Origin of the sequence: Paraburkholderia sp. RAU6.4a, assembly GCF_050435625.1 — a bacterium.
Classification (GTDB): Bacteria; Pseudomonadota; Gammaproteobacteria; order Burkholderiales; family Burkholderiaceae; genus Paraburkholderia; species Paraburkholderia tuberum.
The window spans coordinates 481,145-498,294 of record NZ_JBNDKQ010000003.1 but is presented as its reverse complement, the minus strand read 5'-3'; the positions used below and the strand labels follow the sequence as shown (position 1 = coordinate 498,294).

Sequence of the window (17,150 nt, the reverse complement as noted above, 5' to 3'; positions counted from 1 at the left end):
GTATGGATGTCGCCGGATCAGCGCGCCCGCGGCGCATCCTTGATGAACAGCGCGGTCAGCGCGCCCAGCACGCAGATCGCCGCGACGTACAGCGGCGCGGCCAGCGGGTTCGACTTCATCATCAGCGATACGGCGATCGGCGTCAGACCGCCGAACACCGCATACGCGACGTTGTACGAGAACGAGATGCCCGAGAAGCGCACCACCGGCGGGAATCCGCGGACCATCACGAGCGGAATCGCGCCGATCACGCCGACGAAAAGTCCGGCCAGTGCATACATCGGCACGAGCAGGGACGTATCGACGGCCAACTGGCGAAACATCACGTAGTACGTGATCGCAAGCGCAACGCCGCCGACGAAAATCGTGCGACCCGCGCCAATGCGTCCGGCGATCGAACCCGCCACCACGCAGCCGATCGTCAGGCACAGCGTCGCGACACAGTTCGCGAGCAGCGCGGTGGCCGGCTCGATGTGAAATTGCTTTTGCAGCAGCGTCGGCGTCATCAGGATCACGACGACGATCGCCGCCGACAGCATCCAGGTGAGCAGCATCGACACGATCACCGCGCGGCCGTGATCGCGCAGTACGGCCTTCAGCGGCACTTCCGCGGCGATCGCCTTGCGTTGCTTCAGTTCGGCGAACACCGGCGTCTCGTGCAGCCAGCGGCGCAGATAGACCGAGAACATGCCGAACACGCCACCGATGAGGAACGGAACACGCCACGCATATTCGGAAATATCGGCCGGCGTGAAATGGCGATTGACCGCCGACGCAATCAGCGAGCCGAGCAGAATGCCCGCCGTGAGGCCGGCCGTCAGCGTGCCGCACGCATAGCCGACGTGCCGCCCGGGCACATGCTCTGCGACGAACACCCATGCGCCCGGGACTTCGCCGCCGACCGCCGCGCCCTGCATCACGCGGAACAGCAATAGCAGCACCGGCGCGAGCACGCCGATGCTCGCGTAGGTGGGCATCAGGCCCATCAGCAGCGTCGGCACCGACATCAGCAGCACGCTCAGCGTGAACATGCGCTTGCGGCCGAACAGGTCGCCGAAGTGCGCCATGATGATGCCGCCGAGCGGCCGCGCCAGATAACCGGCCGCGAAAATGCCGAAGGTCTGCACCTGACGCAGCCAGTCCGGCATCGCCGCCGGGAAGAACAACTGGCCGATCGCCGGCGCGAAGAAAACGAAGATGATGAAGTCGTAGAACTCGAGCGCTCCGCCGAGCGCGGCGAGACCGAGTGTCTTGTAATCGCTCTGCCCAAGCGGGCGGGGGGTGACAGCCTGCGCTCCACCCAGATTTGTCGCTTGCATTGCCATGTCTTTTGATGAATTGTGAGCCACGCGGGAGACGCGTGGACATACGGCGTTCGTCGGGCGAGAAGTGTGGTAGGCGCTGGGTAGAGCACGGGACACGGGCGCGCCGTCCTGATAGGGCGGGCGCGCTGACGACGGAGGCCGGCGCGGATTTTACAGGATGAAAGCGGAAGTCCTGCGGGAGCGCCCAGTTGGGCGAAGAAAGCGGCGGAAAATAGGAATGCTCCGAAGGGAGGGACCGGGGTGCGGCTCGGAGAATGGCCTGCATGTCCTTGTCGAGAGTCTATCCCATGCGCGTTGCAGTTCTTCAGCGTGACCCGGTCATGCGTCAGTCCATTGAATCAAGTCTGGTGAGAGCCGGCCATTTCTGCGCGGCCTATGACGACGGCGTTGCGTTGTCGAGGTCGCTCGTGCGCTCCACGATGGATCTGCTGGTGCTCGACTGGCAGGATATGCGGCCCGCCGGCGCGGACCTGTTGCGCTCGGTGCGCCGCGTGGCAGGCGAGCACGTGCCGATCATGTTCGTGTCGGACGACGGCTCGGAGGAAAGCATGGTGCGCGCGCTCGCCGGCGGTGCCGACGATTACCTCGCGTTGCCGCTGCGGGACGCCGAGTTTCGCGCGCGAGTCGCGGCGCTTCTGCGGCGCGCGTATCCGGAGCGTTTCAGCGCCGCGACCTGTTTCGAGATCGGCCCCTATTGCTTCGACACGATCCGCCGGGCGGTCACGCTGCGCGGCGAGCCGGTGTCGCTGTCGCCCACCCAGTACCGGATCGCGGCGCTGTTCTTTTCCAACGTCGATCGCGTGATGTCGCGCGACCATATCTTCGCGACGGTGTGGGGCCGCGAACTGCGCGAGTTCACGCGGACCATCGACAGTCACGTTTCGCGGCTGCGTCTGCTGCTCGCGATCGAGCCGCACAATGGTTTCCGGCTGCAGCCGGTATACAGAAGCGGCTACCGGTTGCTGCGGCTTCACGACCATGTGCTCAGGGAGTGAAGATTGGCAGTCGGCGCGCACGGCATGAGGTCGCCACGGCCAGGTATATGCTGAAATCCGCGTTGCAGCCGGTCGCGCTCGCCAGCGGTGTTCATTCTCCTTACGTGTCCGTATCGGTTAGCCGGGTTGCCGTGTTTGCGCCGAGGGTCGTCGACGCCGATACCGAATAGCGGGACGTTTCGCGCGCCGCGCGCGCGGCGGCTCACGCATCGCGCCGCTATGCCGAAATCGTCTCAATCCGCGCGCACGCGCACCAAGACCCACCGGCCCGCGATTCCTACCATGGGCGACATGAAAACCCTCAACATCATCGACTCGCACACCGGCGGTGAGCCCACCCGCCTCGTGGTGTCGGGTGGCCCGGATCTGGGCGGCGGCACGCTCGCGCAACGGCTCGAGGTGTTCCGCACCCGCTTCGACGACTGGCGCGCCGGCATCGTCACCGAACCGCGGGGCTCGGACGTGGTGGTCGGCGCGTTGCTCTGCGAGCCCGACGATCCGACTTGCGCGGCCGGTGTGATCTTCTTCAACAACGTCGGCTATCTCGGCATGTGCGGGCACGGCACCATCGGGCTCGTCGTGTCGCTCGCGCACATGGGGCGGATCGGGCCGGGACGACACCGCATCGAAACGCCGGTCGGCAGGGTCGAGGCGACGCTGAACGAAGACGGCGGCGTCGCGGTGCGCAACGTGCCCGCGTATCGCCACCGCAAGGCGGTGCAGGTCGACGTGCCAGGCTATGGCGCACTGACCGGCGACATCGGCTGGGGCGGCAACTGGTTTTTCCTCGTCGCCGAGCATGGGCACGAGCTCGAAGCCGCGAACATCGCGAGCCTGACGGCTTTCAGCTCGGCGATTCGCGACGCGCTGATCGCACGGAACATCACCGGCGCGAACGGCGCGCTGATCGACCATATCGAGCTGTTCGGACCGGGCTCGCGCGAGGGCCTCGACAGCCGCAGCTTCGTGCTGTGTCCCGGCAATGCGTACGACCGCTCGCCGTGTGGCACCGGCACGAGCGCGAAGCTCGCGTGTCTCGCGGCCGACGGCAAGCTTGCCGAAGGCGCGGTGTGGCGCCAGGAGAGCATCATCGGCAGCGTGTTCGAGGCGAGCTATCGCACGGCGGGCGACGGCGTCCACGTGATTCCGACCATCACCGGTCACGCGCACATCATGGCCGAAGGGCGTCTGTGTTTCGACGAGCGCGATCCGTTCGCTTGGGGTATCCGGACCGCATGAGCCCGGACGTGCTGATCATCGGAGCCGGTATCGTCGGTGCCGCGTGCGCGGCGGAACTGGCCGCGCTCGGCATGCGCGTCGACGTGCTCGATGCGCAGTGCATCGGCGGCGGCGCGACGGCGGCCGGCATGGGCCATATCGTCGTGATGAACGACTCGCCTGCCGAATTCGCGCTGAGCCGCTATTCGCGCGAGCTATGGCTCGAGCTCGCGCCGCAGCTGCGCGCGCGCGACGCGTTCGCGCGCTGCGGCACGCTGTGGGTCGCAGCCGACGACGAAGAACGGCAAGTCGCCCGCGCAATGCAGGCGGCGTTCGAGAGCCAAGGCGTCGCCGCGCAATTGCTGGACTCGGCCGAACTGCGCGCCTGCGAACCGGCGCTCGCACCATCGATGGCGGGCGGCTTGCGCATCGAGCACGACAGCATCGTGTATGCGCCGACTGCCGCCGAATGGCTGCTCACGCAGTCGCCGCATGCAGCGAATATCAGCGTGCGACCTGGAGCGTCGGTCGCGTCGGTCGGTGCGGGTGGCGTGACCCTGGCGTGCGGCGAGCGCACCAGCGCGGCGCACGTGGTCGTCGCGAACGGCCTCGGGGCGGCGCAATTGTTGCCGTGGCTGCCGTTGCAGCCGAAGAAAGGCCATCTGCTGATCACCGACCGCTACCCGGGGCTGATCCGTCATCAACTGCTCGAACTTGGCTATATCAAGAGCGCGCATCACGCGAGCGGCACGTCGGTCGCGTTCAACGCACAGCCGCGTCCGACCGGGCAACTGCTGATCGGCTCGTCGCGCCAGTTCGAAACAACCGATCCGGCCGTCGAGATGCCGGTGCTCGCCCAGATGCTGCAACGCGCCGCGCAGTATCTGCCGGGGTTGCCGGCGCTCAGCGGCATCCGCGCGTGGACGGGGTTTCGCGCGGCGTCGCCGGACGGCCTGCCGCTGATCGGACCGGCCGGCGAGTTCGCGCCCGATGTCGGCTCTGGCTCCGCATCTCGCCTATGGCTCGCGGTCGGCCACGAAGGGCTTGGCGTGACGACCTCGCTCGCGACCGCGAAACTACTCGCGGCGCAGATCGCGGGCCATGCCGCGCCGATTCCGTGCGAACCTTACCTACCGGTGCGTTTTGCAGAGCAGGTGGCTCATGACCGACACTGACGCGGCCCGCATCCGTTTGAGCGTCGACGGCCGCAGCATCGAAGTGAAACCCGGCACGACCATAGCCGCGGCGCTCGCGATCGCGGGTGTGCGCGGCTCGCGGCTGTCGGTCAAGGGCGAGCCGCGCGAAGCCTTGTGCGGGATGGGCGTGTGCCAGGAGTGCCGCGTGACGATCGACGGTCGCGCGCACGCGCTCGCGTGTCAGACGCTATGCCGCGACGGCCAGCGCGTGCAGACACGAAACGGGACAGTACACGCATGACGCAGCACTTCGACATCGTGGTGATCGGCGGTGGTCCGGCCGGGCTCAATGCCGCGCGAGCGGCGGCGCAGGCGGGCGCGACTGTCGCGCAGATCGATGACAATCCGCGCGCCGGCGGCCAGGTCTGGCGCCAGGGACCCGCCTATCCGCCTCAAGCAGCGTTGCAGGCGCTACTCACGGCGTTGCAATCGCAGCAAAACTTCACTTACTGGCCATCGACGCGCGTGATCGCGCCGCTCGGCGCGCAAGGCTTGCTGCTCGAATCCGCCGAACACGGCGGCGTGTCGATCACCTATGACAGACTGATTCTTGCGACCGGCGCGCGCGAGCGTCTTCTGCCGTTTCCCGGCTGGACCTTGCCCGGCGTGACCGGCGCGGGCGCATTGCAGGCGTTGATCAAAGGCGGCATGCCGGTGCGCGACGAACGGATCGTGATCGCCGGCAGCGGCCCGCTGCTGATGGCCGCGCTCGCCACCGCGCGAGAAGCCGGCGCGCGCGTGATCGCGGTGGTCGAGCAGGCATCGGCGGCCGAGGTCACGCGTTTCGGCGTGTCGCTGCTGCGCGAGCCCGCGAAGCTGCGTCAGGCGATCAGCCTCACGCGCGGCTTCGCGGGACTGCGCTACTGGACCGGCAGCATCGTGAGCGAAGCCCGTGGCGCGCAGCGCGTGCAACAGGTGACGATCCGGCGCGGTGAACGCGAGGTGACGCTCGATTGCGACCGCGTCGCGTGCGGCTTCGGACTGCTGCCGAACGTCACGCTTGCCCAGGCGCTCGGCTGCGCGATCAACGACGCGGGCGAAATCGTCATCGACGACGGACAGCGCACCTCGCTCGAATGCGTTTATGCAGCGGGCGAGTGCACGGGCGTCGGCGGCGCTGAGCTCGCTGGCGCGGAAGGCGAGATCGCCGGTCTCGTGGCGAGCGGCGCGGCGAGCACGCAACGCGCCGCGCTGGCGGCGCTGGTCGCGCAAAGCGCTCGCTGGCGGGGCTTTGGCGCGCGCGTCGCGGCGTCGTTCGCATTGGGCGAGGCCGCGCGCACGCCGCCCGCCGACGCGACGCTGTTGTGCCGTTGCGAGGACGTGAGCGTCGGCGAGGTGCGCCGCTGCGCCGACTGGCGTGACGCGAAACTGCAGACGCGCTGCGGTATGGGCCCTTGCCAGGGGCGCATCTGCGGGGCGGCCGCGAGCCTGTACTTCGGCTGGCCGACCGCCGCGGCGCGTCCGCCGTTCAGTCCGGCGCAAATCGGCACGCTGATGAGCGCCGCCGAACCGCCGACTGCGGCGCCATGACGGCTCCGCGCTTACCCTCGGTAGATATTGGCGGGCGACGCGCGGCTCTATAATCGACCGCAATCAACCGCACGAGCAGGCTGCCCGGCCGCACCGGCGCAGCGATCCGCGAACGCAACCTAACGCAATCAACCAGGCACGCACCCACGGAACCGCACGATGAACACGCTGGCTCATCCGCTCGAACCCGACGATACGACGCTGCCCGGCATGCTGTCGCATTTCAGGTTGCTCGAGCCGGTATTCGATGCAATGCCGGACGTCGTGTTCTTCGTCAAGGACGCCGACGCGCGGTATGCGCTCGTCAACCGCACGCTCGCTTCGCGTTGCGGCTTCAAGGAAAAGGCCGCGCTGCTCGGCAAGACCGCGGAAGACGTGTTTCCGCGCCGCTTCGGGCGCATCTATACCGCGCAGGACAAGGCGATCATCGGCGTCGGCAACCAGATGCTCGATCAGCTCGAACTGCATCTGTATCCGGGCCGTCAACCGGGCTGGTGCCTGACCTGCAAACAACCGTTGCGCGATGCGACGGGCAAGGTGGTCGGCCTCGCCGGCATCTCCCGCGATCTGAAAGCCGACGAAAGCAGCCATCCGGCCTACAGCCGGCTTGCCGCCGTCGTGCAGTCGATCCAGCAGAATTACGTGCAGCCGCTGAACCTGAAGCAGCTTGCGGCAATGGCGGACATGTCGGTCGCGCAGCTGGAGCGCTACTTTCACAAGGTGTTTCATCTGACGCCGCGCCAGGTGCTCCTGAAAACGCGACTCGATGCGGCGACCGCGCTGCTGGTGTCGCACGACAAGGTCACCGACGTCGCCGCGCGTTGCGGCTACACCGATCACAGCGCGTTCACACGGCAATTCAAGGCGACCGTCGGCGTCACACCGACCGAATACCGGATGTTGCTGCACGGTACGCTGCGCGGCTGAACGGCGTCGGGCGTGTCATGGCGGGTCGCGCGCATCACTACTACGTGTACGTCGTCGCGCTCGACGACAAGGTGTGGAACGAGGCGCGCTTTCGTCGCGCGAATCCTGGTTACCGTTTCGACAAGCCGTGCGTGTACGTCGGCATGACGGGGCTCGACCCGGACTTGCGCTTCGATCGGCACAAGGCGGGCATTCAGGCGAATCGCTTTGTGCGCGACTACGGCCTGCGTCTGATGCCCGAACTGTACGACGTGTTCAACCCGATGCCTTACCGCGGCGCGCAGGATATGGAAGTGGAATTGGCGATCGGGCTGCGCGAGGCGGGGTATGGGGTATGGCAGGCTTGAAAGGCTTGACGCGGCCGAATTCCATTGTGACGAGCGTGCTCAATGTGCTCGCCGCCATGCGATGACGCTTGCCGGCACTACCAATGCGATGGCGACGATATATCCCGAAACGATCAGCACAAAGTTGCCCCAAGCCTCGACATCGTAGGCGTCGGGCTCCCAATTGGGATATAGGCAACGCAGTAGCCATCGAACGGAACCGGCGAACCATAACGGTATCTGGAACGATAGTTGTTGCGTGCCCCATGCGAGTGCAGTGCCCAATGCGACCCATATCCCAAGTGCACTGATGCACCATCGAAGCAATCGGGCGTCTCTCATCGCACTTCTACTCGCCCGTAAGCTTGCATGTTAGTTCCTGGTATTGGCAGCGTTGGCGAAGTCCGACGGATATAGCGCTGCAGCCGCTCAAAGCCAGCCAGATTTTTTACGGTATGGCCCCGCCGAAGCGGGGCACAACACATAGCAGCAATGGTCTAGTCTCTTAAGACTTCCTGCAATTCCTTGACTCTGTCTTGGGTGATATTTGCCATACACTCCCAAAAGAAAATATAGCGCTCGGCAGCCTCACCCATCATATAGGTTTCGGTGTAACACTCGTTATCGCGGTACTGTGACCAAGCGTCTTGCGACTTCAAAAAGTAAGGGAGAGCTAACGGTTCGCCTTCTGCTTTAAGTGACCTGTCATTGCCTCCAATCTTGGATTTCGCCGATCGCAGGATCTTATCCAGTGCACGGGCCGCATGATCGAATTTGCGGTGCGAACACTCCGCCAAGTCGTCATTGCTTGCATGCTCCCCAGTGTCACACATATGAGCCACATCGGCGGCGCTATGACCTGAAAAATACTGATCCGGCGATTTAAAATAGTGATAATCGAATTTACCGGAATACACGGTCTTAGCGGGTGCAATGATCGGAGCGATCGTGAGCGCGAGCGCTACTATTAGACTAGTGCGATGAATCATAGACCCCCGCCTCAAACATTTCCGCTTCACGGTGTCGACGCCGCAGTAACCCTCTAAGCGGGTGGCCCTTAACTGTGGCGTACTGCCTCATCTTATCACCTACCTTGTTGTAATCACCAGTATTAACGAAATCGAGCAGACTGTCGCCATGATGTTGAAGGTTGTACATAAAGCACACAAGTGCATCGTATTCAAATTGAAACAGCGGGAGCCGAATTTTTCGATTGATCGTATTTTCCGCCCACTTGACGTCTTCCTTAAGTAGCGTCTCGGCCTGTGCTTCGGTTATTCCTTTCTGAAATGGCTTTTCCGATGCGGCGCCGGATATTTTCCCCAAATGAACAAGGTGCCCATATCCAACTGTTGCATTTCCGGCTTTGCTGCCGTCCTTGTCGTACATGGTCGCGCTGAACTGTTCCCAACCTTTAAGGAACTTAGTTCCCTGTTCGGAAAATTTCCACGGTTTACACAAGCGCGAAGAATATACGGTGACATTTGAATTGGGATCAATATTGGTTACGCATTCGTGCAGTGGGTCGGTCACATTTACTCCGTTGTATGAGTTATTTCCATTCGGGAATTGTTAGACAGACTCGCGGTGTCCAAGATACATACGCACCGCTTGCGCGCCGTCTGTCTTGTGCCGCTGTGTACGTCCGATGGAATCAGTGACGCCGCGCGTTAGGAAACCTCGCCACTCAATCGTGTAATACGTGTCGGCGAGTGGCGATCCGTTGGCGTCGCGAAGCGTGAACTCTTCATCGAACGGGCCCGCAGGTCGATTGCGACAGCCGCATTCCTCGTCTTGCCCTAAAGCCTGCCTCATGTCGTAGCCGGATGGGAGAGCCCTGATCGCATTAATCGGAATCCGCTCCCCGGATTTCTGGTTTATCGTCATTGCCTGAGGCATATCAGGCCACGCCTTGTATATCTTGAACGTGATACGACAATCAAGACATTCCCGGCTATCTGATCCCTCGAACATATCCGCAAAGCGAGTCTTCATTTCTTCAATGATCTCCTTTGCGGAGCGCATCCTTTCGTACATTTGACCCTCCGTAGGTTAATTCGCGCTCTTAGACCATCAGACCATTGAGCACGCGTAAGAGCACCAGCGGTGATCCTCCGTGTTATGGTTCAGATCGAATACAACCAAGCCTATTCGGTGGAAAGAATTCGCCGGTTTCGGCGTTTAGCGCCACTGCGGACGGCATTGGCGGGAAGTTCGAGTAGACTGAATAGGTGATACGGCAAAGCCCGCACTCTTCCTTGCCCCCGGTTTCATCCTGTTTCTGTTGTTCCATCTGACCTCTGCTGATTTTCCAGAACACACCCGACAAATTAACCATCTAAAACGCGACACGGTCAACGACTTTAAATTGAGATGAAACTGTTTTGACAGATATTCACAATTGCGCTGGCCGTCTCATTTTCAGGTGCATTTTTCCGGTGTCACCGTCCAACAAAAAAAGCGGCATTGAGCCTAATGCCGTTCAGTTAAGGTCTCTTTTAAGGACTCGAACGGTATAGCGAAACGGTCGGGATTTGACGGTTCGAGCGCAACTGCGCCCAGACCGTTTCTCATTGGGAAGTTGCCTGAGCCGCTCACGCAGGCGCTTGAGCAGCGCGGGCAGTTTGCCGTACGAGCGCGTCACGGCCGCCCAGGTCATCTCGTACTGAATGGTGTGGAACGCGCGGATGAAGCTCAGTTCATCGGGTGCATGTCCGGCCGCAAGTGCTGCCTTGGCCCTCTCCAGACGTATCAGGTTATAGGCAATTAGCGCGCCCCAGAATTCCTGATAGACGCCTTCCACGGTCTGGCTGCGAAGGGTCAGCTCCATGCCCAGCATCGACTGCTTGAGCTCGTGGTAGCTGGTCTCGATCTGCCAGCGACGCTCGTAGCACGACACAATGTCGGCAGCCTTGAAACGTCTTCGATCAGTCAGGGACGTCAGCAGCGTCCGTTGCCGCCCACTGGCATCCGCGGCGAGCACGGCGCGCTTGCCAGGATTCGGGCAATTCCGGGCATTTCGCGCGGGCCTGCGGCGAGACTCGCATACGCACGATCCGGTCACCGTCGCGCTCGTTCACGAACTCGCACCGCAGATTGGATTTGGCCGGAATGATGTAATGCCGGTTCTCACCGCCCGAGACCAGATTGCACAGGAGCTGGGCCGACATGAACCCCCTGTCGAATACGGTGATGGAATTGGCCGGCACGCGAGGAATGAGTTCACGCGCCGAGACCATCTCGTTGATGTTGTAAGGACCGAACACAGCATCACGCACCAGATGCGTCGCAAGCGCGGTGAGCGTTACCGCGCGCAGTTGCGGATAGCTGCCAATGCGGCCATGGGCTGCGGCCGAGGCGCCGAAATGTCTGCGGTTGGCGGCACTGTCGGCGGTGCGCAGCGTGGTGCCATCCATCGCGAACAGCGAGAATCCCCTGATCCTGCGCAACCCAGTTTCTGGCTGATTCGTGAAACAGCCACGCCAGTGGCGCCGCGCCGACGCGCTGCCGCGCCTGGGTGATGGCGCTCTTACTGACAAACGACGCATCGGCCACAGGTAACGCAAGGTCCAGTTCATCGACAACCTCGCTGATCGACCGGTGCCGGTACAACGCCAGCGCAATCACCAGCCATACGACCTGTTGCGCGGGCAGCCGACGCCGACGTACGCTGGCACTGCCACTGGCCTGCACTGCATACTCGATCCATTCGTATGGCAGATGCTGACCCAGCCGGCCCCAATCGAGCGGCGGCCGGGATTCAACAAGGAGGCGCAGATCATCGACCAGCATGGCGATGAAAGTTAACATCGCCGCGTCCCGTTTACAACCGGTTTGCGCCAAAAACAAAAATGCCGTTCAGTCGCTTAACTGAACGGCATTACGGCATTGAGCCGCTTTTTCCGTAAGTGATCGACGCCGGTTAGTGCTTTTCGCGCCGTGCGCAGCGTCAGCGAGAATCGCTGCGGCGTCCTGCGGTGTCGGTTGGCGGTTAGGAAGCCGCTTGGCGTCGAGGGCAAGCATCGTGAACAGTTCCTGATCGCAGCGATTGTCGGCGTGGTAGTCCTCGCCGAGCTGGGTCATCATCTCCAGCAGGTTGCGGTGTTCGTTTCTTTCCTCGGCAGTCACAGCAGGACTGGTTTCGACGCGAGTGCCTGATCTTCCCGATATGCGAGTAGTGAGGGGAAGGCGGCCAACGCCCATACCTTGGCGACACCTTTGGGCAGTTGGGGCCGGCAGTCCTGGGGCAGGATCATGCGTGTCATGTGAAACGCATCAACCTTTGCCTGTTCCGCGACGATATGACCTGCATCGAATCCGACCTCTTTGGCGGCGGTAATGCGCGATTTGTACCGCCCCTGTGCAAATTCGTTCCAGGGCACCCTGATGACCATTTCTTCTGGCAGCATATCGAGTTTGGCTTAGAGCAGATCTGGCCGCCATTGCTGCTTGGACCATCTCGCTCGCTCTTCCGCACTGGGCGGATAATGCAACCTTGGCTTAGATGCCTCGACCCTTCGGGATGAAGGCGGAATTGACCCCGCCGGATGCCTTGAATCATCGTCACGTCGCCGCCGTGAGGATTCCACAGCGTGAACCATTTGTGCCGATCACTACTTCCGAAGTGTTCACCGATAAAGTCCCTTAGTCCCCCGATGCGTCCGCCGGATTGGCGGTCAATCAGGTAGTACGTGCCGGGAGGTATCGGGCCGACATCCACATCCGCGACATTGTCGGGATTGTCCCTGCCGGCTCTCTGACCTGAATAGGCTTCGACCGCGCCAAAGCCTGAGCAGACGAATCGTGAAGTTTCTTTCCGATTGAACTCGAAGGTACGGCTTACAGTCATTGGTTTTTGCTCCAGAATTCCCTGAGGTGGCGGAGCAATGACTATTGCGTGTACGTCGGTGCCAGACAATCGGAGCGTTCTTAAAGATGCCTCGCATGTCTACGAAACTGATGCAGAAGCGCGGCGGTCTGATCTATCGCCAAAAACGTAGGCCACGCTCAATGGCTGTGCCTGAATAGAAAAAAGCCGCGTCAACGCAAAGCGCTGACGCGGCCTCGGATGACCGGGTCGCGAGCCGATCTGCTTACTTCACCCCAAGCCCTCGCAACACCGCATTACCCTCGGACGTCAGACGGATATGCGGCGTGCCCGCATCGTTCGAAACGGTCTCGACGAGACCTGCTTCGTAAAGCTGCGGAATTTCGGGTTTTGCGGATGCATCGATCGGCGCGTGCAGCAGCAGCAGCAGCGTCGCGAGTTCGTGATGGCTCAACAGACGGCGCAGGATAGTAGGCCGTTTCGCCGGTGTTTCGTTGGTGTTGATTTCGGGCTGATTCATGGAGCGCACCTCGTGCGGGGACATGTCCGGGGATCTTGCGGACGAAGTCTTAAACGATTCTTAAGACTCCATTGTCCTGTAACACCGTGACATGAACGTTGCAATGGATCAGATTCCGGCGCCTGCAACTTCGCCTTTATGCGCCACAAAGCCTTATGGCGCGCAGGTTTTGCTTGCCGATTCGATCCACAGGTTGCTTACATGACGCTTGCCCGCATAGAAACGGTAAGTTGTCGCGCCGTTGTCGCTGCGTACCTTGACGACGTTCGAGTCGCCGAAGTCGAGCATCTGACCCTGCGGGATCCCGGTCGACTTGAACGCGGCGTTGTGATGATTGGCCATCTGCGTCAGACAGGCGACCACGTCGTCGACGGAACGCTGTGTCGTCGTGTCCGTGACGGGTTCGCCGGAATCCGGGTCTTTCTGGAAATACGCGCAAGCGCTGAGCAGTAGCGAAAGGGACAGGACTGCAGCGAACTTCTTCATATCTCTCCTGGCGTTGATTCGGCGATTCGGCTGAACAGGCGCCATTATATCGAGACGGCGAGCCTGCCCCGATCGGGGACGCAGCTCGCGTGCCTGAAAAGACGAAATCCGTATCGACGCGGCGACTTCCAATGACGAAGCCGCCGTCGTGCCTCCGGTGTCCGCCCGTTACTTGCGCCGCTGCGCCTGCGCCGCGAGCCGCACCGCCGCATTGGCCGCGCCGTAGCCGTCATAGCCGCCGCGCCGCTCGACGATCTCGAGGAAGAAGCGCTGGTCCAGTTGCTCCGTATAAGCGTGGAAAAACTCGCCGCCGCGTTCGTCGCGGTCGTACAGGATATTGTTCGCGCGCATCGCTTCGAGCAGCGTGTCGGACAGCGCGTAGCGGGCCGCGAGGTCGTCGTAGTAATTGCGCGGAATGCGCAGGATCGGCACGCCGTCGGCGACGAACTCGGGGAGAGCGCTGAAGATGTCGCCGGTACTGAACGCGACGTGGTTCAGTCCGGAGCCGTGATACGTGTGCAGCGCCTCGGCCACCGCCGTATGGCGATCCACCGATGCATTCAGCGCGATCCGCACCGAGCCGTCGGGGCTGCGCAGCGCGCGGCTGCGCACGAGGCCGTACGGATCGGGAACGAGCACCCCCGGCTCGGCCAGGAAGCCGAACGCGGTGCGCAGAAACAGCACCCACGTATCGAGCGCACTCGCCGGCACCGACAGACACACGTGATCGATGCGCTCGAGCGGTCCCACCTCGGTCGGGCCGTTGACGTCGGTCAGCACGAAATCGGCCTCGAACAGCGTGGGCTGATCGGGCGTTTCGTCGACGAAATAGTTGAGACTGCCATCCGGCGCCTGCACGGCCGGCAGCACGCGCTCGTTCGGCCCGATCTGGCCGGAGAACGGCGCGTAGCCAAAGCCGGCCGCGCGCTCGAATGCGTGGCTCGCGTCATCGACACGAAACGCCGATGCGCACAGCGACAACCCATGCTGCTGAAAAAACGCGTTCGCGAACGAATCAGGCTCGGCGTTCAGCACGATCGAGGCCGCGCCGTGCTGATACAGCGTTACGTCCTTCGAGCGATGCTGGCCGGCCTGGCGAAAGCGCAGCTTGCCGAGCCAGTCGGCTAGCTGCGTGCGCGTGGTGTGATCGACCGCGAATTCGAGGAACTGATAGCCGACGTGCGCGGGCGCGGCGGGCGAGCGGTACAGGCCGCCTGTCGTTTTGCGCGGCTGCTGTTGCTCTTCGAGCAGCGCGCGAGTTTGCTCTTCGAGGAACAACAACGAGCGATGGCCATCGGCGGCCGTGATCGTGGTGGGGGCGGCGCGAAAGCCGTCGTTGAAGATTTCCAGCGAAAGCGGGCCCTTGTAGCCGGCTTTGACGACCTGCGCGGTGAAGTTCGCGAGATCGAAGTCGCCCTGGCCGGGGAAGCAGCGGTAGTGGCGGCTCCATTCGAGCACGTCCATCGCAAGCTTCGGCGCGTCCGCGATCTGCACGAACGCGATGCGCTCGCCAGGAATGGCGGCGATCGCGTCGGGCGTGTCGTTCAGCGACAGCGTATGAAAGCTGTCGAGCACGAGCCCGAGATTCGGATGATTCACGGCGTCGACAAGCTTCCACGCGTGGCGATAGGTCTTTACGTGCCTGCCCCAGGCGAGCGCTTCGTAACCGGCGAGCACGCCAGCCGCTTCGGCCGCGCGGGCGAGCGCGCCCAACTGGTCGATCATCAGCGAGTCGTCGCAGATCGTGTCCGGCGACACGTTGCTGCACACGAGGATGCGGTCCGTGCCTAGCTCGTGCATTACGTCGAACTTGCGCTTCGCGCGGTCGAGATTACGCTCGAGCCGTTCGGGACTGACACCGTCGAAATCGCGAAACGGCTGGAACAGCATGATCTTCAGGCCGAGGTCGTCGGCGATGCGGCGCACGTCGGCGGGCGAGCCGTCGAAATACAGCAGGTCGTTCTCGAAGATTTCGACACCTTCGAAACCCGCCGCGCGGATCGCGCTCAGCTTCTCGACGAGGGTGCCGCTAATCGACACGGTGGCAATCGAACGTTGCATGAACGGCTCCTGCAAAAACGGACAAACGAGGGGGAAACTCAGAGAAAAACCGCGGCGGCGCGCCTGGAGGCGCGGCCTGCCGGGCTTGCTGCAATGCGCAAAAACGAGCTAGTTCGTTACGCACTGAAGCAAGACGCAGGCCAGAATACCCCACACTACCCGGGAGTTTCGATAGTCTATGCAAACTAACTAGATGGTACAAATTCGTAGAAACCCCGAATGACGACGACGGCCGATGCGCGCACACTTCGCCATGCGTCGAAGAACCGCCGCGGGTGCCGCGGTTCGAGTCGCGCCTTATTTTGCGGGAGTCGTTGTCATGAGCTTTGCCTCCGTACTGGTCCTGAACGGACCGAACCTCAATCTGCTCGGCACGCGCGAGCCGGCCATCTATGGCGCGCAAACGCTCGACGACGTCGCGACGCTGTGCCGCGACGCGGGCGAGCGCCTCGACCTCGCGATCGACTTCTGCCAGTCGAACGCCGAGCATCAGCTGATCGACTGGCTGCACGCGGCGCGCACCAAGGTCGACGGCGTCGTGATCAATCCGGCCGCTTACACCCATACGTCGGTCGCGATCGCCGACGCATTGAGCGCGATCGAAAAGCCCGTCATCGAGGTGCATATCTCGAACGTGCATCGGCGCGAAGCGTTCCGGCATCACTCGTACGTGTCGGCGGTGGCGGACGCGATCATCGTCGGCTGTGGCACGCAGGGCTATGTGCTCGCGCTGGAACGGATGGCGACGATTCTTAAGAATAGGGCGGCGAAATGAACACTCAAGCGAACACTCAAGCGAACACTCGGGGAAATTCCCGGACCGACGCGCAGATCGCCGCGTTGGCCAATGCGCAGGCGAGCTTGCGGGCCACTCCCCACTCCTTTCTGGTCGGCCTGATCGGCTCGGGCATCAGCGGTTCGCTCACGCCCGCGATGCACGAGGAAGAGGGCAGCAAGCTCGGACTGCACTATGTCTATCGACGCATCGATCTCGATGCGCAGAAGCTCGACACCGCCCCGCTGCCGGAGCTGCTGACAGCGGCCGAACGGATGGGTTACAACGGCCTGAACATCACGTATCCGTGCAAGCAGGCGGTGATTCCGCTGCTCGACGAACTGTCCGACGACGCCCGCGCGCTCGGCGCGGTCAACACCGTGCTGTTCAAGGACGGCAAGCGCATCGGTCACAACACCGACTGGTCCGGCTTCGCGCGTGCGTTCCAGCGCGGCCTGCCGGACGTGTCGCTGGAACGCGTCGTGCAGCTTGGCGCCGGCGGCGCCGGCGCGGCGGTCGCGCATGCGGCGCTGAACATGGGCGCGCAGTCGCTGACGCTGTTCGACGTCGATGCCGCCCGCGCGCAGTCGCTCGCCGACGAGTTGCAGGCGCGTTTCCCGAAAGCCAGGGTCAGCGCGGGCACGTCGCTCGAAGATTCGCTCTGCGCCGCGCAAGGCCTGATTCACGCTACCCCGACCGGTATGGCTAAAATGCCGGGCCTGCCGCTGCCGGCCGAATTGCTGCACCGCGACCTGTGGGTCGCCGACATCGTCTATTTTCCGATTCGCACCGCGCTGCTGCAGGCGGCCGAGGCGCTTGGCTGCCGCACGCTGAGTGGCGGCGGCATGGCGGTCTACCAGGCGGTCGACGCCATGCGTATTTTCACGGGCCTCGAGCCGGACGCCGAGCGCGTCTACACCCACTTTCAATCGTTGTTGCAACGCTAACCGGCCGCGTAGAGAC

Annotated in this window: 18 protein-coding genes and 2 pseudogenes; 9 read left to right on the top strand and 11 right to left on the bottom strand. The window is 62.8% G+C overall.

The window, feature by feature from the left end:
• Positions 1-17: 17 nt before the first annotated feature.
• On the bottom strand, positions 18-1,319 hold the full coding sequence (locus OKW40_RS26775; protein ID WP_429492547.1) for an MFS transporter: 1,302 nt from the start codon (positions 1,317-1,319) through the stop codon (positions 18-20).
• Between the two features lie 293 nt (positions 1,320-1,612).
• Between OKW40_RS26775 and OKW40_RS26770 the strand changes: the two genes are divergently transcribed.
• The 7 genes from OKW40_RS26770 (at position 1,613) to OKW40_RS26740 (ending at position 7,538) form a co-directional block, all read left to right on the top strand.
• Complete coding sequence (locus OKW40_RS26770) at positions 1,613-2,320, top strand: response regulator transcription factor (protein ID WP_429493953.1); 708 nt, start codon at positions 1,613-1,615, stop codon at positions 2,318-2,320.
• Between the two features lie 282 nt (positions 2,321-2,602).
• On the top strand, positions 2,603-3,559 hold the full coding sequence (locus OKW40_RS26765; protein WP_429492545.1) for a 4-hydroxyproline epimerase: 957 nt from the start codon (positions 2,603-2,605) through the stop codon (positions 3,557-3,559).
• Positions 3,556-4,713 carry an NAD(P)/FAD-dependent oxidoreductase gene (locus OKW40_RS26760; protein ID WP_429492543.1) on the top strand — a complete coding sequence of 386 codons (1,158 nt, stop codon included), beginning with the start codon at positions 3,556-3,558 and terminating at the stop codon, positions 4,711-4,713. Before OKW40_RS26765 ends, OKW40_RS26760 begins: the two co-directional genes overlap by 4 nt.
• Complete coding sequence (locus tag OKW40_RS26755; RefSeq protein WP_184063018.1) at positions 4,700-4,975, top strand: 2Fe-2S iron-sulfur cluster-binding protein; 276 nt, start codon at positions 4,700-4,702, stop codon at positions 4,973-4,975. The genes OKW40_RS26760 and OKW40_RS26755 overlap by 14 nt, the downstream gene beginning before the upstream one ends.
• Entirely contained in the window at positions 4,972-6,264 is a 1,293-nt protein-coding gene (locus OKW40_RS26750) for an NAD(P)/FAD-dependent oxidoreductase (RefSeq protein ID WP_429492541.1), read from the top strand. The genes OKW40_RS26755 and OKW40_RS26750 overlap by 4 nt, the downstream gene beginning before the upstream one ends.
• A 159-nt stretch (positions 6,265-6,423) precedes the next feature.
• A complete protein-coding gene (locus OKW40_RS26745) occupies positions 6,424-7,191 on the top strand; it encodes an AraC family transcriptional regulator (protein ID WP_187626420.1) in 768 nt (255 codons plus the stop codon).
• A 17-nt stretch (positions 7,192-7,208) separates the two neighbouring features.
• Positions 7,209-7,538, top strand: coding sequence for a hypothetical protein (locus OKW40_RS26740; protein WP_429492539.1), 330 nt, complete (start codon positions 7,209-7,211; stop codon positions 7,536-7,538).
• Between the two features lie 476 nt (positions 7,539-8,014).
• On the opposite strand, the gene OKW40_RS26735 is transcribed toward OKW40_RS26740, so the two are convergent.
• From OKW40_RS26735 to OKW40_RS26690, 10 genes and pseudogenes are all read right to left on the bottom strand, one after another.
• The gene (locus tag OKW40_RS26735; protein WP_429492537.1) at positions 8,015-8,506 is read right to left on the bottom strand and encodes a lysozyme inhibitor LprI family protein; all 492 of its coding nucleotides are present in this window, start codon (positions 8,504-8,506) and stop codon (positions 8,015-8,017) included.
• Positions 8,490-9,050: a lysozyme gene (locus OKW40_RS26730; RefSeq protein WP_184025388.1), complete on the bottom strand. Its 561-nt coding sequence runs from the start codon at positions 9,048-9,050 to the stop codon at positions 8,490-8,492. Before OKW40_RS26730 ends, OKW40_RS26735 begins: the two co-directional genes overlap by 17 nt.
• Before the next feature lie 39 nt (positions 9,051-9,089).
• Positions 9,090-9,554, bottom strand: a complete 465-nt coding sequence (locus OKW40_RS26725; RefSeq protein ID WP_429492535.1) for a hypothetical protein — start codon at positions 9,552-9,554, stop codon at positions 9,090-9,092.
• 445 nt (positions 9,555-9,999) lie between these two features.
• A pseudogene (locus tag OKW40_RS26720) lies at positions 10,000-11,309 on the bottom strand (IS4 family transposase).
• Between the two features lie 66 nt (positions 11,310-11,375).
• Positions 11,376-11,645, bottom strand: coding sequence for a hypothetical protein (locus OKW40_RS26715; RefSeq protein ID WP_429492533.1), 270 nt, complete (start codon positions 11,643-11,645; stop codon positions 11,376-11,378).
• Complete coding sequence (locus tag OKW40_RS26710) at positions 11,642-11,926, bottom strand: hypothetical protein (RefSeq protein ID WP_429494014.1); 285 nt, start codon at positions 11,924-11,926, stop codon at positions 11,642-11,644. The genes OKW40_RS26715 and OKW40_RS26710 overlap by 4 nt, the downstream gene beginning before the upstream one ends.
• Before the next feature lie 86 nt (positions 11,927-12,012).
• Positions 12,013-12,366 (bottom strand): annotated as a pseudogene (locus OKW40_RS26705) (tlde1 domain-containing protein); the annotation flags it as partial.
• 244 nt (positions 12,367-12,610) lie between these two features.
• Entirely contained in the window at positions 12,611-12,865 is a 255-nt protein-coding gene (locus OKW40_RS26700; RefSeq protein WP_090810191.1) for a hypothetical protein, read from the bottom strand.
• A 153-nt stretch (positions 12,866-13,018) separates the two neighbouring features.
• A complete protein-coding gene (locus OKW40_RS26695; RefSeq protein WP_090806920.1) occupies positions 13,019-13,351 on the bottom strand; it encodes a hypothetical protein in 333 nt (110 codons plus the stop codon).
• Between the two features lie 168 nt (positions 13,352-13,519).
• Positions 13,520-15,412: a bifunctional sugar phosphate isomerase/epimerase/4-hydroxyphenylpyruvate dioxygenase family protein gene (locus OKW40_RS26690; protein WP_429492531.1), complete on the bottom strand. Its 1,893-nt coding sequence runs from the start codon at positions 15,410-15,412 to the stop codon at positions 13,520-13,522.
• 319 nt (positions 15,413-15,731) lie between these two features.
• Between OKW40_RS26690 and aroQ the strand changes: the two genes are divergently transcribed.
• Both aroQ and OKW40_RS26680 read left to right on the top strand, forming a co-directional pair.
• A complete protein-coding gene (aroQ, locus tag OKW40_RS26685; RefSeq protein WP_090806916.1) occupies positions 15,732-16,187 on the top strand; it encodes a type II 3-dehydroquinate dehydratase in 456 nt (151 codons plus the stop codon).
• Positions 16,184-17,134 (top strand): shikimate dehydrogenase, encoded by a 951-nt coding sequence (locus OKW40_RS26680; RefSeq protein ID WP_429492529.1) that lies wholly within the window; start codon positions 16,184-16,186, stop codon positions 17,132-17,134. The genes aroQ and OKW40_RS26680 overlap by 4 nt, the downstream gene beginning before the upstream one ends.
• Positions 17,135-17,150: the final 16 nt, after the last annotated feature.

Excerpts from the sequence above, each read along its gene's own strand:
- OKW40_RS26755 (WP_184063018.1), top strand. The coding sequence starts at position 4,700 with ATGACCGACACTGACGCGGCCCGCATCCGTTTGAGCGTCGACGGCCGC.
- OKW40_RS26700 (WP_090810191.1), bottom strand. The coding sequence starts at position 12,865 with ATGAATCAGCCCGAAATCAACACCAACGAAACACCGGCGAAACGGCCT.
- OKW40_RS26740 (WP_429492539.1), top strand. The coding sequence starts at position 7,209 with ATGGCGGGTCGCGCGCATCACTACTACGTGTACGTCGTCGCGCTCGAC.
- OKW40_RS26770 (WP_429493953.1), top strand. The coding sequence starts at position 1,613 with ATGCGCGTTGCAGTTCTTCAGCGTGACCCGGTCATGCGTCAGTCCATT.
- OKW40_RS26735 (WP_429492537.1), bottom strand. The coding sequence starts at position 8,506 with ATGATTCATCGCACTAGTCTAATAGTAGCGCTCGCGCTCACGATCGCT.
- OKW40_RS26695 (WP_090806920.1), bottom strand. The coding sequence starts at position 13,351 with ATGAAGAAGTTCGCTGCAGTCCTGTCCCTTTCGCTACTGCTCAGCGCT.
- OKW40_RS26750 (WP_429492541.1), top strand. The coding sequence starts at position 4,972 with ATGACGCAGCACTTCGACATCGTGGTGATCGGCGGTGGTCCGGCCGGG.
- OKW40_RS26680 (WP_429492529.1), top strand. The coding sequence starts at position 16,184 with ATGAACACTCAAGCGAACACTCAAGCGAACACTCGGGGAAATTCCCGG.
- OKW40_RS26760 (WP_429492543.1), top strand. The coding sequence starts at position 3,556 with ATGAGCCCGGACGTGCTGATCATCGGAGCCGGTATCGTCGGTGCCGCG.
- aroQ (WP_090806916.1), top strand. The coding sequence starts at position 15,732 with ATGAGCTTTGCCTCCGTACTGGTCCTGAACGGACCGAACCTCAATCTG.
- OKW40_RS26775 (WP_429492547.1), bottom strand. The coding sequence starts at position 1,319 with ATGCAAGCGACAAATCTGGGTGGAGCGCAGGCTGTCACCCCCCGCCCG.
- OKW40_RS26745 (WP_187626420.1), top strand. The coding sequence starts at position 6,424 with ATGAACACGCTGGCTCATCCGCTCGAACCCGACGATACGACGCTGCCC.
- OKW40_RS26690 (WP_429492531.1), bottom strand. The coding sequence starts at position 15,412 with ATGCAACGTTCGATTGCCACCGTGTCGATTAGCGGCACCCTCGTCGAG.
- OKW40_RS26710 (WP_429494014.1), bottom strand. The coding sequence starts at position 11,926 with ATGCTGCCAGAAGAAATGGTCATCAGGGTGCCCTGGAACGAATTTGCA.
- OKW40_RS26725 (WP_429492535.1), bottom strand. The coding sequence starts at position 9,554 with ATGTACGAAAGGATGCGCTCCGCAAAGGAGATCATTGAAGAAATGAAG.
- OKW40_RS26765 (WP_429492545.1), top strand. The coding sequence starts at position 2,603 with ATGGGCGACATGAAAACCCTCAACATCATCGACTCGCACACCGGCGGT.